The 16927-nt window shown below is 39.3% G+C and carries 18 protein-coding genes and 1 other RNA gene; 14 read left to right on the forward strand and 5 right to left on the reverse strand.

Features of this window, described 5'->3' with window-relative positions; translation table 11 throughout:
- Positions 1-175 precede the first annotated feature (175 nt).
- The 11 genes from pseB to ACGTJS_RS08715 all read left to right on the forward strand — a co-directional run bounded on the left by pseB (position 176) and on the right by ACGTJS_RS08715 (position 10692).
- Positions 176-1174 (forward strand): UDP-N-acetylglucosamine 4,6-dehydratase (inverting), encoded by a 999-nt coding sequence (pseB, locus tag ACGTJS_RS08665; RefSeq protein ID WP_410471769.1) that lies wholly within the window; start codon positions 176-178, stop codon positions 1172-1174.
- An 11-nt stretch (positions 1175-1185) separates the two neighbouring features.
- Entirely contained in the window at positions 1186-2352 is a 1167-nt protein-coding gene (gene pseC / locus ACGTJS_RS08670; protein WP_410471770.1) for a UDP-4-amino-4,6-dideoxy-N-acetyl-beta-L-altrosamine transaminase, read from the forward strand.
- Positions 2352-3017 carry a pseudaminic acid cytidylyltransferase gene (gene pseF / locus ACGTJS_RS08675; RefSeq protein WP_315043075.1) on the forward strand — a complete coding sequence of 222 codons (666 nt, stop codon included), beginning with the start codon at positions 2352-2354 and terminating at the stop codon, positions 3015-3017. The genes pseC and pseF overlap by 1 nt, the downstream gene beginning before the upstream one ends.
- A 1-nt stretch (position 3018) precedes the next feature.
- Positions 3019-4698, forward strand: coding sequence for a UDP-2,4-diacetamido-2,4,6-trideoxy-beta-L-altropyranose hydrolase (gene pseG, locus ACGTJS_RS08680; protein WP_410471771.1), 1680 nt, complete (start codon positions 3019-3021; stop codon positions 4696-4698).
- An 11-nt stretch (positions 4699-4709) separates the two neighbouring features.
- On the forward strand, positions 4710-5762 hold the full coding sequence (pseI, locus tag ACGTJS_RS08685) for a pseudaminic acid synthase (protein ID WP_315043077.1): 1053 nt from the start codon (positions 4710-4712) through the stop codon (positions 5760-5762).
- Positions 5763-5769: 7 nt separating this feature from the next.
- Positions 5770-7008, forward strand: a complete 1239-nt coding sequence (locus ACGTJS_RS08690; protein WP_410471772.1) for an oligosaccharide flippase family protein — start codon at positions 5770-5772, stop codon at positions 7006-7008.
- Positions 7005-7982 carry a glycosyltransferase family 52 gene (locus ACGTJS_RS08695; RefSeq protein ID WP_410471773.1) on the forward strand — a complete coding sequence of 326 codons (978 nt, stop codon included), beginning with the start codon at positions 7005-7007 and terminating at the stop codon, positions 7980-7982. Before ACGTJS_RS08690 ends, ACGTJS_RS08695 begins: the two co-directional genes overlap by 4 nt.
- A complete protein-coding gene (locus ACGTJS_RS08700; RefSeq protein ID WP_410471774.1) occupies positions 7979-8794 on the forward strand; it encodes a beta-1,6-N-acetylglucosaminyltransferase in 816 nt (271 codons plus the stop codon). Before ACGTJS_RS08695 ends, ACGTJS_RS08700 begins: the two co-directional genes overlap by 4 nt.
- Entirely contained in the window at positions 8794-9603 is an 810-nt protein-coding gene (locus ACGTJS_RS08705; protein WP_410471775.1) for a glycosyltransferase family 2 protein, read from the forward strand. Before ACGTJS_RS08700 ends, ACGTJS_RS08705 begins: the two co-directional genes overlap by 1 nt.
- A gap of 99 nt (positions 9604-9702) precedes the next feature.
- On the forward strand, positions 9703-9888 hold the full coding sequence (locus tag ACGTJS_RS08710) for a hypothetical protein (protein ID WP_410471776.1): 186 nt from the start codon (positions 9703-9705) through the stop codon (positions 9886-9888).
- Positions 9889-10041: 153 nt separating this feature from the next.
- On the forward strand, positions 10042-10692 hold the full coding sequence (locus tag ACGTJS_RS08715) for a hypothetical protein (protein ID WP_410471777.1): 651 nt from the start codon (positions 10042-10044) through the stop codon (positions 10690-10692).
- A 222-nt stretch (positions 10693-10914) separates the two neighbouring features.
- Here the strand turns inward: ACGTJS_RS08715 and ssrA are convergent.
- Positions 10915-11273: a transfer-messenger RNA gene (gene ssrA / locus ACGTJS_RS08720) on the reverse strand.
- A 74-nt stretch (positions 11274-11347) separates the two neighbouring features.
- Positions 11348-12097, reverse strand: a complete 750-nt coding sequence (locus ACGTJS_RS08725) for a YebC/PmpR family DNA-binding transcriptional regulator (protein ID WP_315043090.1) — start codon at positions 12095-12097, stop codon at positions 11348-11350.
- A 215-nt stretch (positions 12098-12312) separates the two neighbouring features.
- Between ACGTJS_RS08725 and ACGTJS_RS08730 the strand changes: the two genes are divergently transcribed.
- Entirely contained in the window at positions 12313-13125 is an 813-nt protein-coding gene (locus ACGTJS_RS08730; RefSeq protein WP_315043098.1) for an ion transporter, read from the forward strand.
- 36 nt (positions 13126-13161) lie between these two features.
- Here ACGTJS_RS08730 and ACGTJS_RS08735 read toward each other — a convergent pair whose 3' ends face one another.
- Positions 13162-13485 carry a rhodanese-like domain-containing protein gene (locus tag ACGTJS_RS08735; protein WP_315043092.1) on the reverse strand — a complete coding sequence of 108 codons (324 nt, stop codon included), beginning with the start codon at positions 13483-13485 and terminating at the stop codon, positions 13162-13164.
- Between the two features lie 263 nt (positions 13486-13748).
- Here ACGTJS_RS08735 and ccoS point away from each other — a divergent pair, with 263 nt between their 5' ends.
- Positions 13749-13952, forward strand: coding sequence for a cbb3-type cytochrome oxidase assembly protein CcoS (gene ccoS, locus ACGTJS_RS08740; RefSeq protein ID WP_315043094.1), 204 nt, complete (start codon positions 13749-13751; stop codon positions 13950-13952).
- Positions 13953-13988: 36 nt separating this feature from the next.
- Positions 13989-14849, forward strand: a complete 861-nt coding sequence (locus ACGTJS_RS08745; RefSeq protein ID WP_410471778.1) for a sulfite exporter TauE/SafE family protein — start codon at positions 13989-13991, stop codon at positions 14847-14849.
- A 6-nt stretch (positions 14850-14855) separates the two neighbouring features.
- Here ACGTJS_RS08745 and ACGTJS_RS08750 read toward each other — a convergent pair whose 3' ends face one another.
- Together ACGTJS_RS08750 and ACGTJS_RS08755 are read right to left on the reverse strand one after the other, a co-directional pair.
- Positions 14856-15218, reverse strand: a complete 363-nt coding sequence (locus ACGTJS_RS08750; protein WP_410471779.1) for a 5-carboxymethyl-2-hydroxymuconate Delta-isomerase — start codon at positions 15216-15218, stop codon at positions 14856-14858.
- Positions 15219-15338: 120 nt separating this feature from the next.
- Positions 15339-16799: an alanine/glycine:cation symporter family protein gene (locus tag ACGTJS_RS08755; protein ID WP_410473251.1), complete on the reverse strand. Its 1461-nt coding sequence runs from the start codon at positions 16797-16799 to the stop codon at positions 15339-15341.
- Between the last annotated feature and the right edge of the window lie 128 nt (positions 16800-16927).

Genomic DNA, 16927 nt, shown 5'->3' on the forward strand with positions numbered 1-16927 from the left:
TGTATTTGCGTAAGTTCAACTGGGCTTACGCTTTTTTATAGATAAGTAAAAGGGCAATTTTAAATATAAAAGGTTTGTAGGGTGGGTTAGCCGTCTTTTTGGCGTAACCCACCATAAAATATAATGAATTTTGTCCGATTACTTAACAAAAATTTTAAAAATTCAAGGTTTTTTCATGTTAAGCAATTCAACCATTTTAATCACAGGCGGTACAGGTTCGTTCGGTCATACATTTGTGCCGATGACCCTTGCCAAATACAATCCCAAAAAACTCATCATTTTTTCTCGTGATGAAATGAAACAATGGGAAATGGCAAAGCTATATAAAGACGACAAACGCGTGCGTTTTTTTATCGGTGATGTGCGTGATAAAGACCGTCTGTATCGTGCGTTGGACGGTGTGGATTATGTGGTTCATGCGGCAACGACAAAAATCGTACCAACAGCCGAATACAACCCCTTTGAATGCGTAAAAACCAACATCAATGGGGCGATGAATCTGATTGATGCGTGCATTGATAAAGGCGTAAAAAAAGTCGTTGCCTTATCCACCGACAAAGCATCTAGCCCTGTTAATCTCTATGGTGCAACCAAATTAGCATCTGATAAATTGTTTGTTGCAGGCAACGCCTATTCTGGCGAGCATGGCACACGCTTTGCGGTGGTGCGTTATGGCAATGTTATGGGTTCTCGTGGTTCGGTCATTCCTTACTTTTTGTCAATTAAAAATGGTGGCGTTTTGACAATTACCGATGAACGTATGACTCGCTTTATGATTTCGCTTGAGCAAGGCGTAGAGCTGGTTTGGAACGCATTTGATGATATGATAGGCGGTGAGATTTATGTCAAAAAAATTCCGTCTATGAAAATGACTGACCTTGCCACCGCCGTTGCCCCAGATTGCAAGCAACAAATCATCGGCATTCGCCCTGGGGAAAAACTGCATGAGCAAATGATTAGTAGCGAGGATTCTTTTCACACTTATGAATATCCTGAGCATTTTAAAATTTTGCCTGCAATTAACGGTTGGGACGAAACGCCTGAACGCATCAAAGACGGTAAAAAAGTTGCCGAAGGTTTTGTCTATGCCAGCGATAACAACAGTGAATGGATGACGGTTGAACAATTGCAAACATGGATTGAGCAAAATAAACACAAGATTGGTAAAATTTAATCGGTAATATTATGGCAACGCAATTTATTCCTTACGGACGGCAACACATCACCCAAGCTGATATTGATGCAGTGGTGCAAGTTCTACATTCCGATTTCTTAACGCAAGGCAGTCAAGTGCCAGCGTTTGAAAAATTGGTGGCTGATTATACAGGTGCAAAATTTGGCGTTGCAGTCAATAGTGCCACCTCTGCCTTACATATCGCTTGTTTGGCTTTAGGTCTTGGCAAAGGCGATATTTTGTGGACAACGCCAAATACTTTTGTCGCATCGGCAAATTGTGCCTTGTACTGCGCGGCAAGCGTGGATTTTGTGGATGTTGACCCTATTACGCTGAATTTATCAGTAGAAAAACTTGCCGAAAAATTAGAAATTGCCAAAACACAAAACAAATTACCAAAAATTGTCGTGCCTGTGCATTTTGCAGGCGAGCCGTGCGATATGGCAAAAATTCACGAATTATCAAAAACTTACGGTTTTAAAATCATTGAAGACGCATCGCACGCCATTGGTGGAAAATATGACGGCAAACCGATTGGAAATTGTGAATTTAGTGATATTACCGTTTTTAGCTTTCACCCTGTCAAAATCATCACCACAGCCGAAGGTGGGCTTGCCACCACCAACAGCCAAGCATTAGCCGAAAAAATGCAACTGTTTCGCAGTCATGGCATCACTCGTGAAGTCGATAAAATGGTGGGCGAGCCTGATGGCAGTTGGTATTATCAGCAGATTGACTTGGGTTTTAACTACCGTATGACCGAATTGCAAGGGGCATTGGGCGTGAGCCAAATGGCAAATTTGGATAAATTTGTTGCTCGCCGTCACGAGCTTGCCAAGCGTTATGATGAATTGCTCAAAGATTTTCCGATTATTTTACCGTTTAGAAATCCAAACAATTATTCGGGTTTGCATTTATATCCAATTCAAATTAAAGTGGAAAGTGGCAAAACTCGTAAACAAGTATTTGACACTCTGCGTGAACAAAACATTGGCGTCAATGTGCATTACATTCCTTTGCATACTCAGCCGTATTATGCCAAAATGGGCTTTCAGCAGGGCGATCTTGTCAATGCAGAAAACTACTATCAAGGGGCGATTAGCTTGCCACTTTTTTATGATTTGACTGATGAAATGCAAGATGATGTGGTGCGTGCGTTGCAAAAGGCGTTAAATTAATGAACATTTGTATCATTCCTGCTCGTGGCGGTAGCAAACGCATTCCACGCAAAAATATCAAAAATTTTTGTGGCAAGCCCATGATTGCTTACGCCATCACTACCGCAAAAAACAGCGAATTATTTGACAAAATCATTGTATCTACCGATGATGATGAAATCGCAAGCATTGCCGAGCAATACGGAGCAGAGGTGTTAAAACGCCCTGCAGAACTTGCTGATGATTATGCGACAACGGTTGCGGTAATTCGCCATGCAATTGATAATATTGGACAAAATTTTACCAATATTTGCTGTATTTATCCGTGTACGCCTTTGTTAAAAAGTGAGTATTTAACCAAAAGTTTTGAAAATTGGCAAGAATCAAACCATTTGTTTTGTTTTCCTGTATTGGCGTTTGAATCGTCTATTTTTCGTGCGTTAAAAATTGATGAACAAGGAAAAACTACCACGATTTTTGACAATGAAAGCACTCGCACCCAAGATTTAACAACGGCTTATCATGATGCAGGGCAGTTTTATTGGGGCAGCCGTGATTCGTGGCTAAATGAAAATTCTATTCATAATCATGGACTTGCATTTATTTTGCCAAAAAATAGCGTGGTGGATATTGATAACGATGACGATTGGCAATTTGCTGAAATGCTGTATCGGCTAAAGGGTTAAAATGAAATTTGTTATTAGAGCAGACGCAAGTTTACAAATCGGTAGTGGTCATATCATGCGATGTTTGACCCTTGCGAATGCTTTGAAAAAAAATGAGCATGAAGTTACTTTTATTTGCCGAGAACATGACGGACATTTGATAGATTTTTTTAATAATCAAAATATAAACGTTGAAATCTTAGCAAAACCAAAAAATCAAAATTTTACAAAAAATTATGCCCATAGCGAATGGCTAGGCGTGAGCGAAACAGACGATTTTGCCGAATGTTTACCGATTTTACAAAAAATACAACCTAATTGGCTGATTATTGACCATTATGCAATTGCTAAAAATTGGCAAACGTTGGCAAGGCAACATTTTCCCAATGTTAAAATTTTACAAATTGATGATTTAGCCGACCGAGAACATGATTGTGATATTTTGCTAGACCAAACGTTTGGCAGAAAAAATGATGATTATCAATCACTTGTGCTAAAAAACTGTCAATTATTACTGGGTTGCCGTTTTGCTTTATTGCGTGATGAATTTGCTAATTGGCGAGAATTTAGCCTAGGCAGACGGCAAAAAATTAGCAAAATAAAGACGATTTTAATCAATTTGGGTGGTGTGGATAAAGATAATATCACGCTAAAAGTGTTGCAAAATCTAGCCGAATATTGTCAAAAAACTGAACAAAATTTTAATATTACCGTAGTCATGGGAAAAACTGCACCCCATACGCCAAGTGTACAAGATTTTGCTAAACAAATGCCGAATTGTCATGTGCTTATCGGTGCGGATAATATGGCAGAACTTATGGCAAATGCCGATATGGCAATCGGTGCAGGTGGTAGCACGTCTTGGGAGCGGTGCTGTCTTGGCGTGCCGGCTTTGCTACTTGTGCTTGCTGATAATCAAAGCTATTTGGCAAATGTATTGCATGAAAAAAATGCAGTGGTTGCCTTATTGGATTTGCAAAATTTTGAGCAGGATTTTTTAGCAAAACTACAAGATTTGCAACAAACTTTTGTTAAAATTAGCCAAAATTGCCAAAAAGTTGTTGATGGATTTGGAGCAAAACGAGTAGCAAATTACCTTGATTTATCAGTAAAATACCAACAAAATTTTGCCAAAATATCGGTAAGATTGGCAACAGTAAATGATTTAATAACTGTTTGGCAATGGCGGAATCATGAAGAAGTTCGCAAATTTATGTTTGGGCAAGATGAAATTGCGTTATCCGACCATAAAAAATGGTTTAACAAACAGTTAAGTTTATCAAATGTAACTTTGCTAATTTTTGAGTTAAATCAACAACCTATCGGGTTTGTCAATTTTACACGCCTAACAGTTGATAAATACCAAACGTTAAATAATTCTGTAAAATCTAAAAACGCTTTAGCAACGAATAAGGCTAGTTGGGGTTTTTATTTATCGCCAGATTGTCCAAAAGGGCAGGGGTTGGGGTTTTTGCTTGGGGTGTTGGCGATTGGTTTTATTTTTAATCAAACCAACACTTTATATCAAAAGCCACCGCAAGCGATTACCGCTCAAGTGCTTGCGTATAATCAAGCGTCTTTGGCGTTGCACCGTAAATTGGGTTTTGTGGAAAAAGATGTGTTAAAACAGTATTTTAGCGTAAACAATCAAACGTATGATGTCTTTGAGTTTGAATTAACAAGTGAACAATTTTTATTTTAAGATATGAAATCATGACAAAAAATTTTCAAATCAACAACCGCCCAATTGGCACAGGCTATCCGCCTTACATCATCGCCGAAATGTCCGCCAACCACAACGGCAACATCGACAACGCCTTTAAAATCATCGAACTCGCCAAAGTGTGCGGTGCAGACGCTGTCAAAATGCAAACCTACACCCCAGACACCATAACGCTCAACAGCACTGCCCCAGATTTTCAAATTCATGGCGGACTGTGGGACGGACGGTCGCTGTACGAACTGTACGAGCAAGCCTACACGCCTTGGGATTGGCACAAGCCACTGTTTGACCACGCACGCAAAATTGGCATTACCATTTTTAGCTCGCCATTTGATTTTACAGCGGTAGATTTATTAGAAAATCTAAACGCCCCTGCGTACAAAATCGCATCGTTTGAAGCCATTGATTTGCCACTCATCAAATATGTGGCAAGCACAAGCAAGCCGATGATTATTTCCACAGGCATGGCGGACGAGCAAGAAATTGCCGAAGCTGTTGCGACCGCTCGTGATGGTGGTTGCACCGAATTGGCGTTACTGCACTGCGTAAGTGGCTATCCTGCCCCTGCCCACGACTACAACCTACGCACCATTGCCGACATGCAGACACGATTTGGCGTGCCGATTGGCTTGTCCGACCACACACTTGACAACACCACAGCGATGGTAAGCATTGCGATGGGTGCGTGTATTATTGAAAAACACTTCACCCTAGACCGTAACGGTGGTGGAGCGGACGACAGTTTTTCGTTAGAACCTACCGATTTAACCAATCTGTGTAAGGATAGCAAAACTGCTTGGCAATCTCTTGGGTGTGTGGATTATGGTCGCAAATCTAGTGAAATCGGCAACGTACAATTTCGCCGTTCGTTGTATTTTGTCAAAGATATGCAAAAAGGCGATGTCATTGATGAAACTTGTGTGCGTAGCGTTCGCCCCGGTTTTGGGCTTGCACCGAAGTTTTTTGATGAAATTTTGGGTAAAAAAGTGCTGTGCGATATTGCCAAAAATACCGCAACGTCTTGGGAAGTGATTGAAAAATAACGATTAAATGCGAAAAAAAGTCCAATCCCTTGCCAAATCTGCCCTATTAAAAGACAGCGTGATTTACCTAGCAGGTGAATTGTTGTCAAAAGCCATGCCGTTTTTGCTGTTGCCGTATTTGACCAGAATGCTTGGCACAGACGGCTTTGGAGAGTTGTCATATTATTTGGCGATTGGGGCGTTTTTGCTGATTTTTATGAGCCTATCGCAAAACGGTGCGATAACTCGTTATTACTATGTTTATGGCAAAAATGGGCTTGGCAATCTGCTGTTGGCAGGTGGTTTATATAGTTTTGCTATATTTTTGTTGGGTGTTATTATCAGCATTTTGCAAAAAAGCGAAGGTTTTTTTTATTGCGTTTTGATTGCATTTTTGCAAAGTTTGGTACAAAATCAACTTGCCTTACGCCAATGTCAAAAACGCCCGTTTAGCTATTTTGTTATTCAAATTAGCCTTGCGATAACCAACGTAATTTTTACCGTTGGTCTGTTTTATTTATTGAATGAAAACAAGGTGATAGAGCGACTGATGGCGATAAGTCTGTCGTACTTTATTACCTTTAGTGGTGCGATATTACTGTTAAAAAAGACGTTTGACATTCGCATTCGCCCAACGCTAAAACTGCTAAAATTGGCAATCGGCTATATCATCACTTTTGGCTTGCCGTTGATTTTGCATGCTTTGAGTTATACGGTTAAAGGGCAGTTTGACCGTGTGCTGATTAACGAGCGATTTTCCGCCCATGAACTTGGCGTTTATTCGGCAGGTGTGCAAGTGGCGAGCGTGGTAACTGTACTAATTATGGCGGTGAATTCGGCAGGCGTGCCTTACCTTTATGAACGGCTAAAAACAGGCAAAATTCAGCTTGCACACTTACACCGAGCCTTTTGGTTCAGCCTTGCCGTGCCGATTGTGGTAACGCTGTTTGCCTATTTGTTGCCCTTGTCGTTGTTTACTTTTGTGCTTGGTGAGGCGTTCGCCCCAAGCCGTTTTTATACGGTGTTTTTTGTATTTGCGTTTTCGCTGACAATTCCCTACTTAATTTTGGTAAATTATCTGTTTTATCATGCCAAAAACGCCCAAATTTCTGCTTGTTCGGTGATTTCAACGGTGGTTTATTTGCTGGTTTTGTGGTGGGCGAGCGTTGAAAATATGCAGTTTGTGCCGTTGGCAAGCGTTATCAGTACAGCTATTTTATTGCCGTTATTATACTATTTTACTAAACAAATTGATAAGAAAAAATGAATATTATTCTCTGCATTACGCCATTACAAGTTTTAATCGCTGAACAAATCATCAAGCAAACACAAGGCGATTTTATCGGTTTATATTTACCGTATGGCGACAATGCAAAACATCGGAATTATTTTAAAAAACTAAAAAATTCTTGTCAAAAAACTGAATATATAGAGCTTAAAAATCAAACGTGGCAAGCAAGATTTGCTACGCTCAATAAAATTAAAACTTGTTTAAAAAACTTAAATGTTTATCAAAAAAAAATTAACAATATTTATCTAGCAAGTATTGACGTAATTTTTTTACAATATATTATTTCTAAAATAAATTTTAATCAATTATACACATTTGATGACGGCACAGCCAATATTTTTCCCAATTCTACTTATTTTAATCCCTTACAAAAATCCTTTGCACAACAAACGTTTAAAAAACTGATTGGCATTAAATACCCAGATATTCCGAGTATTTTAGCGGTTTCGCAAAAACATTATACAATTTTTCCCAATGAAAAAAATATTATAGAAAATATAGAACCGATTTTTTTGTTTAAAAATTTAAAAAAGACTAATAATAAAACTTTATCAATCAAACGGATTTTATTGGGACAAGCGTTGGATAATTTCATCGGTGAAAATGCTTATCGTGAAATCGTGGTGAATATGAAACAAAAGTTTGCTATTGACAGTTTTGTGCCACACCCACGAGAAAATCTGGATTTTAGCGATATTTTGACGGTCATTCATAGCGAAAAAATCATTGAAGATTATCTGATTGACGAGCTAACCGCCAATCTGACCATGCAATACGAGATTTATACCTTTATCAGTACGGCGGTTTTTTCGTTGCGACAATTGCCGAATGTTGCTATTTTTATGGTTTATAATCAACAACTTATGGAACAATTTAGCAATGCCTATCAGTTTTTGGCAAGCCGTGATTTTACCTTGCTAAATTTAGATAAAAGCGAACAAAAATCATGAAAAAACACGCAGTTTTAATCCAAACGCACAAACCGATTGATTATTTTATCCAATTGGCAAAACGTGAAAAAAACGTCAATTTTTATGTGCATTTTGACAAAAAAGTGAAAAATTTTGAAAAAGTAAATTTAGAAAATATTTATTATCTTGATAACCGAATTGATGTAAAATGGGGCGGATTTAGCCAAGTGCAAGCAACTTTAAATCTGTTTGAAACCGCTTTTAGTAACAGCGAAAATGCCTATTTTCATTTGGTAAGTGGTGAAGATGTGGTTTTGCAAGATTTTGATTTTATTGAAAAAAATTGGAAAGAAAATTTTAATTTTGCCGTGATGTTACAATGTGAACAAAATCCAAAATACCGCTACCGATTTATCATGAATGCACTGCACGCAGATAGCGATTGGCAACGCTCTTTTGTGGGGAAAGTTTTGACAAAACTGCAACAAGGATTTGCCAAAGTTGTGCTGTATCAAAAGCTAACTTTTTTTGGTTCGCAATGGTTTTCGGTAACTCGGGAAGATTGGGCGAAAATTTTGCCATTCGTGCAGGAATATAGCGAATTTTTTTGTCAAAAACTTGTTCCAGATGAGCATTTTTTACAAACGCTGATTACAGAAAAATTGCACAATCAAATTAGCCTAAGCAATGATAATAAACGCCTAATTATTTTTGACAAAACAGTCAATAATGGTAATAGCCCACTTTATTTGAGTTTTGAGCAATTACAAACGGCTAAAAATAACGGTTTTTGGTTCGCTCGTAAAGTAAAAAATGATGTAGCTGAGCAATGGTTAATAGGGAATGATTGATGAAATTTTCTGTGTTAATGTCATTGTATGATAAAGAAAAGTGCGAGTATTTGATAGAATGTTTTAATAGTTTATTAAATCAAAATTTGCAATCTGATGAAATTGTTTTGGTGTTTGATGGTCAAATTAACCAAAATTTGCAAATGATTGTTGATAAATGGCAAGCCAAATTACCGTTAAAAATCATCAAGCTACCACAAAATGTTGGACTTGGCAAAGCCTTAAATGCAGGGCTTAAACATTGCCAACATGAATGGGTTTTTCGTATGGATACTGATGATATTTGTGTGCCAGAACGATTTGCCAAACAAGTTGATTTTATTAAAAATAATCCGAAAATTTCGGTCGTTGGTGGTCAAATTGCCGAATTTAATGACAATTCGCAAAACAGCCACGCCAGTCGCACTGTGCCGACCACGAATGAGCAAATTGTCAATTATGCAAAATCTCGCAATCCGATTAACCACATGACGGTGGCATTCAAAAAATCTGCGGTGCAAGCGGTCGGCAGTTATCGCCATGCATCGCTTTATGAAGATTATGACTTGTGGGTGCGGTTGTTGTTAAACGGTGAAAAGTTTGCCAATTTGCCCGATGTGTTGGTATATGCTCGGGCAGGGCAGGCGATGTATGAACGGCGGGGCGGACTTGCTTATGCCAACAATGAAATCGCTATGCAACGTTCATTTTATCAAATGGGGTTTTTGACTGTCGCTCATATGGTGAAAAATTTGGTAATTCGGTTGCCTGTTAGGCTGCTGCCAAATTTTGTGAGAAGTTTTATTTATCAAAAATTATTGAGAAAATAAAATTTTTGTTCAAAAACATACAAATTTTCATTGCTTAAGCCTGTGTTAGGCCTTAATCGGTATAGTAGGTATCATACCAACAACCGATTAGGGGCTACCATGACTCGCACCCAAAACTGGCTTATCGCTTTACTCTTTACTGCAACACTCGTAAGCATTGGCGTTTTTGCTACTTTGTATCAACGCCAAACTGCTGGCAACCAAATTGCCAGCAATCAAGTGGCTGTGCCTAGCCCTACTTTATCAAATGCTGATGTCCAAAATACCGCATTACAAAAAAAATAATTTTATCAAAACCACACAAACAAACGCAAATAGCGAATTGTCCGAACAAACTATTGCAAAAAAAGTTACCTAAATTTTGCCAAATTAAGCCATTGAAACGGTAGAAAAAGTCAATTTTGAAGGCAGTTTGGCGTATAAAATTAGCCCACCGCTTTGGCAAATGCTAACCCACAGCGTGGTAAGTGCAAGGCTGACGGACGGTATCTCACGCCTGCCGTGCTACCTGCCATGCTTGAACGTGGCTATGATAAATCTTTTAGCCAAATGGATAAAAATGTTAAATCCGCCAATTTTAACCATAAAATCAATGACCCAAAAATAAATAAAAACGCTTGGCAGGGCATTATGTTTGATAAAAATAGCCAAACGGTTAGCCTACAAGATGGCGTTTTGCTTGATTTGGGTGGTTTTGCCAAAGGCTTGACCGCTTTTAACGTGGAGCAAGATTTTATTCAATCTTTACAAAATAAATCGCAAAATCAAAAACTTAACAGCATAAACCTGCTGATTGACGCAGGTGGTGATGTTTTGATGTTTACTAATCATCAAACAAAAAGTAAAACACAAAATCACGCTTGGCGAATTGAAATGCCGTCTGCCAATGTGGATTTTCCCATTGAGTATTTTTCGCCATTTTCGGACGAACTGCCAAATGGTTTTGCATGGGCGAATGAGCCTGTCAGCCTTGATTTGCCTTACTTGTTTATATGGGTGTGGTGGTGCATGGGCTGTTTGTGGGGACGGACGGCAAAGAGCTGTGGGTACAGGGCTTGTATCTTGGTACAAATGCACTGCTTGGTGTGATGGTGATGTTTTGGGTGGTGCAACTAAAATTGGTGTAAATTTTTTGTGTGTGGGTCGGTGTGTGAATTGTGTGTGATTTTAGCTTGATTAAACGTGATTGTAAATAATTAAAAATGATTAAGCATGATTAAAAAACCAATAAAAAACCCTTGTAAATGCTAGCTTTACAAGGGTTTTTTGATTGTATTTGATTAAATGTAACTAAATGTGATTTATGGTAAATGGTGGAGATGGCGGGAGTTGAACCCGCGTCCGCCAGCACTACGCCCATGACTCTACATGCTTAGAGTCTGTCTATGGCTTTAACCCTTGGCGAACCGACAGTCAGGATGCCAATGGCGAGCCTCTAAAATTTCGCCCAAACCAGCGAGACAATGGCTCAAGCTATCCTTCGTGCGTTCGCATCGGGGAGAGTAACCAGACCAAAGGCAATCTGTACCGTCCCAAGTAGCCCTTAGGCTGCTAGTGCGTAAGTTTCGTCGTTTGCGACTATTTTAAAATGTACGTTTATTTACAAGAGACATACGCTCTTGACATGCATCATTGAGTTTCATTACCAGCGTCGAAGCCAGAACATCCCCAATTGGACAATCATTATATAAAGATTTTATCAACTTTTTCAAGTGTTTTTATAAAACTTTACAAAAAAGTTACCCTATTCGTCAAGCTGAGCCATGACATCATCGCTAAAACTCACATTGGTATAAACGTCTTGCACATCGTCCAAATCTTCTAGCATATCAATCATTTTCATGATTTTTTTGGCATCTTCCACATCGGTGATATCGGCGGTGGTTGATGGCGACATGGTAACTTCTGCGTTATCCGCTTTTAGACCTGCTTTTTCTAAAGCGTCCATCACTTCACCAAAATTTTCAGGTTCGGTAATCACAAGCAAACTTTCGCCATCGTTTTCAATGTCATTTGCCCCAGCTTCTAAGGCGATTTCCATCAATTTGTCTTCTAGTGAAATATCTTCAAAAGTGATTTCGCCACGTTTGCTAAATAAATATGCCACCGAGCCTGATGTGCCAAGGTTTCCGCCATTTTTACCAAAAGCATGACGCACTTCGCCAACGGTACGGTTTAAGTTGTCGGTCATGGTTTCTACAATCACCGCCACACCGCCAACGCCGTAGCCTTCGTAAGTGATTTCTTGCATATTGTCGTTGTCGCCACCACCTGCACCACGCTCAATCGCACGTTTGACGGTGTCTTTGGTCATGTTGGCAGAATAGGCTTTTTCAACGGCAGCACGCAGGCGAGGGTTCATCGCTGGGTCTGGTTCGCCTTGTTTGGCGGCAGATACGATTTCACGGATAATTTTGGTAAAAACTTTGCCTTTGGCAGCGTCTTGTTTGGCTTTGCGGTGTTTAATATTTGCCCACTTGGAATGTCCAGCCATGTTTGGATTCCTTATTTGTTAAACTTGGTTAAAATAATTTGGTTAAAATAAAAGGTTGAATGTGATATTATAAACTAGCTTGCCCCAAATATGTAAGGGGGTAAATTGGGCTTTTTTGCAAAAAAATAACAACGGGCTTGTCTTTTCACCTTTTTAAAAGTAATTTTTCAATGAAAGCAATCAAAACAAAATTCCATAAAAAACACGATAAACCAATGACATTGTCAGGACTTCGCCATAATATTCATGTGGTGATTGACGGTACGGACACGCCGATGGGCAAGCTGTTTGACATTGTGCTGTTGGTGGCGGTGATTGCCAGTGTGGCGGTCGTCATGCTAGATAGCGTGTTGATTATGCGAATGAAATATGGCACGATTTTTTATTATTTGGAGTGGTTTTTTACCATTTTGTTTACCATTGAGTATTTGTTACGCCTGTTTTCCACGCCCAATCGTATCCGTTATATGTTTAGTTTTTATGGCATTGTGGATTTTTTATCCATTTTGCCAACTTATTTAAGTTTGTTATATGTGGGCGTACAATATTTGCTCGTGGTGCGGATTTTGCGGATTTTACGCATTTTTCGTATTTTAAAAATGGCAGATTATATGCAACAGGCGGGCTTTTTGACGATGGCATTAAGAAGCAGTCGGCATAAAATCATTGTATTTTTCTTAGCGGTTATTATTTTGGTAACGATTTTTGGCTCGGTAGTCTATGTGGTGGAAGGGGCAGAAAACGGCTTTACCAGTATTCCTGTGAGCATTTATTGGGCGGTTGTTACCATGACAACGGTCGGCTATGGCGATATTTCGCCAAAAACGCCATTGGGACAGACGATTGCATCCTTTGTGATGATTATGGGTTATTCCATTATTGCTGTGCCGACTGGGCTTTTTACCGCAGAATTGAAGAAGACTATGCGTCCGCAATTACAGCCGATTAGTTGTCCAAATTGTGGTAAATTCGGACACGCAACGGAAGCCAAGTTTTGCGACCGTTGCGGACATGATTTGCACGTTTAATTTTAAAATTTTTTTTAAAAACTTAAAATTAACCAATTATTTTTGCACTTCTACATTGCTATAACCTGCCGATTGTAGCTCAGATTTGGCTTTTTCGGCACGGCTACTTTTTCCGCTAAATAACTTAATCGTGTCAGATTTAGCAACGCCTTGACTGGCGATTTGGCTCACGATTTCGCTATGCGGAATGTTAATCGCACCGTCTGGATGGTTCAACTGGTACTCTTCTGGGGTACGCACGTCAATGATGACGGTTTTTGCCTGTACGCTTGGCATAAGCATAATCCCTGCAAAGGCTAGGGCAGTTAAAGTCAATAATTTTTTTTTGCTGGGTTTGATTTTTTGCATAAAATTTGTCATGGCGTTGTCCTTTTTTAATGTAAATAAACAAGCTATACGATTATCATAACATATTGGGGCGGTTTTGCGGTTGTAAATTCGCAAAAAGTGTTGCTTGATTGTAAATATTGATGTGTGGTTTGCTTATGAAAATTTTGTGTTTTCATCTGTATTTTTTGCCAAAAAATTGGCGTATAATATCTGTAAATTTTGTTATATTATAACAAAAAATTGCACAAAATTTTATTTTATACGTTTTATTTTAAATTTAATAAGTTATTGATATGCAAAGTATTTATTTTTTAATTCCGATTAGTCTAGTGTTGTTTGTCTGTGCGATTTTTGCCATTTATTATGCCATTAAATCACGACAATTTGATGACTTAGACAACGAATCGCAACGCATTATCCTTGATGACCGCCAGTTTCGCCGAGAGCAATTACAAAAAAATGACGAAACAAGCAATCCATCAAAAGATAACAATTAACAGCATTTTTGGGCAAAAAAATTTTGGAGTAAAAACATGACATTAGCAATGTTACTGATGGCATTGGGTATGGGTTTTTTTGGTTCGCCACATTGTTTGGGCATGTGTGGGGGCATTGTGACCGCTTTTGGGCTGTCCATGCAAAATCTGACCCAAAGCAAAAAAACCATGCTTATGCTGACTTATCATTTTGGGCGGTTGTGTAGTTATGCGTTTTTGGGGTTGGTGGCAGGCTTGATTGGCACAACGGTATTGCAACCGATTTTGGTAAACAATAATTTGCCAAGAGTATTAATCGGTGCGGTACTTATCGTTGTCGGCTTGTCTATGCTCGGTTTGCCTTTTTTAAACCATTTGGAAAAAATGGGCGGTCAATTATGGCAAAAAATGTCGCCCATTCGTCAAAAAGTATTTCCAATTGACAGTTTTGGCAAAGCATTGATGGCAGGGCTGTTGTGGGGATTTTTGCCTTGTGGCTTGGTGTATGGGGCGTTGTTAATGGCGGTGGTAGGGCATGATACTGTGTCTGGTGCGATGTTGATGTTTGTGTTTGGACTTGGCACGTTGCCAATGTTGATTGCCACACAGACCACCGTTTTGGCATTGCAACAACGTATCAAGCGTTTTCGGCTACGTCAAGCCAATGGCGTGATTATGGTGTTATCTGGGTTTGCGGTGATTTTTTTGCCGATGGCAATGCACGCCATGCACGGACACGACCATAGTATGCACACCTCCGCACAGCACGCACAAATGAGCCATGAAAATCATGCTGACATGAACCATTCGCAAATGAACCATGATGGCATGAACCACGACAGCATGAGCCATTCGCACAGCCACGAACAACACAGGCCAACAGCATCAGCCCCACAACACACAGGACATCATCATTAACTTATTTTAAATGGTTTGTTTAAAATAATTTTGGCTAAGTTCTGTCGCATTGATACAAATTTGTACGGGTTGGGCGATATTTTCAACTATTTTGACATGATGTTGAATACTTTGAAAAATTCGCTCAATCAATGCCGATTTTGTCGTATCATCTCGCCCAGCCATCAAATAAAAATGCACCACCACAAAACTTTCATCGCTTTTTTGTAAACCAATCAAACTTTGTTCGGCAGTATAAATCCGTGATTTGATGGTGTTTGGCTTGTCAAATTGGGCGGATTGCCAAAGATTGTCATTGATGGCTTGAAGTAGGGTAGTGGGTTGTTTTAACACAAGATTTTCACTGGTTTCAATGATGAGGTGGGGCATGGTTTTTCCTTTTTAGTTTGACAATATGAGAATCTGTATTCACAACATTATGAATACAGGTTCTAAAATTGGCTGTGGGTTTTAAGGCATAACCAATTATTTAAAACATTTTAACAAATATTATTTATCCCAAATATCGGATTTGACTTTTTGTTTGAGTTCTGGGTATTTGTTAATGTTAAAAACTGGCTCTTTGATACCTGATTTTAGCTGTGCAGAATAGTCTTTTGCCAAAATAAACACATATTTCGATAACAACGCAATGCTAATCAAGTTAATATACGCCATCGTTGCCATCATTAAATCGCCCATATCCCAAACCACAGGCACTTCAGCAATTGAGCCAAAATATACAAACCCAAGCACCAAAATACGAAATACGTTTAAAATCATGGGATTATTTTTTAAATACTGTACATTGGTCTCGGCATAAGCGTAGTTACCAATGATACTTGAAAAAGCAAACATAAACAAAATAACCGCCAAAAACGTCTGAGCCCAAGCCCCCACATGGCTTTCTAATGCTGCTTGCGTGAGTTGAATGCCTGTCAAATCGCCACTTGGCAACTGTGATAACAAGATAATAAATGCCGTGCAAGAACACACAATGATGGTATCCACAAACACGCCCAAACTTTGGATAAGTCCTTGCGATGCTGGGTGTGGCACATCGGCTGCCGCCGCCGCATTCGGAGCAGAGCCTTGACCTGCTTCATTAGAATACAAACCACGTTTAATCCCCATCATCATAGACTGAGAAACCACCCCCCCCAATGCACCGCCAGCCGCCGATTTAATCGTAAATGCATCAGTCAATATCAAATTAAAAACGTGGGGAATCATGCTAATATTGGTAATGATAATGTACAACGCCATCAGCAAATATACCACTGCCATCACAGGCACGAGCATTTCAGAAATTTTTGCAACGCGTTTAATACCACCAAAAATTATCGGCGCAGAAAGCAATACCAAAAAGCCTGCGACCAAATGTTTGCCATTATTCCATGATTGACACGTATTTTCACCACTACAACCTACAGCTGATTGTACCGCTTGAGCAATGGTGTTCGCTTGAATGGCATTATAAACCAAGCCAAAACAAAGAATTAAGCTCACCGCAAACGCAACGCCTAACCAACCTTGCCCCAAGCCTTGACGGATATAGTAAGCAGGACCACCACGAAAATGCCCATTGGCATCTCTGACTTTGAATAACTGTGCCAAAGAAGACTCAGCAAATGCCGATGCCATACCAATCAAAGCGATAAACCACATCCAAAAAACTGCACCCGGTCCGCCAACACTTACCGCAATGGCAACCCCTGCGATATTACCTGTCCCCACACGGCTTGCCAAGCCTGTTACAAAGGCTTGAAATGATGAAATGCTTTCGGAGTGTTCATGATGGTCGGTTTTTCGGCTGGCAAGCATACTTTTCACACTGTGAGCAAACAGCCTAAACTGAACAAAACCTGTCATTACTGTAAAAAACACGCCAATCAAAATCAATATCCAAACCAACCAATCCCACATCGGTGAGCTGATAAAGTTTACTGAGCAATGAATGGTATCAATCATATTTGCTTGTGCAGAACAAGCTAACTCTTTGTTGTACATCAACTTTCTCCAAAAAAATAAAAATGCTTATTACAAGCATTTTTTGTTGGTGAATAGTAGCAATTTTGTAAAAAATTAGCAATAAAAAT

It is taken from the genome of Faucicola mancuniensis (assembly GCF_046523945.1).
GTDB classification, from domain to species: domain Bacteria; phylum Pseudomonadota; class Gammaproteobacteria; order Pseudomonadales; family Moraxellaceae; genus Faucicola; species Faucicola mancuniensis.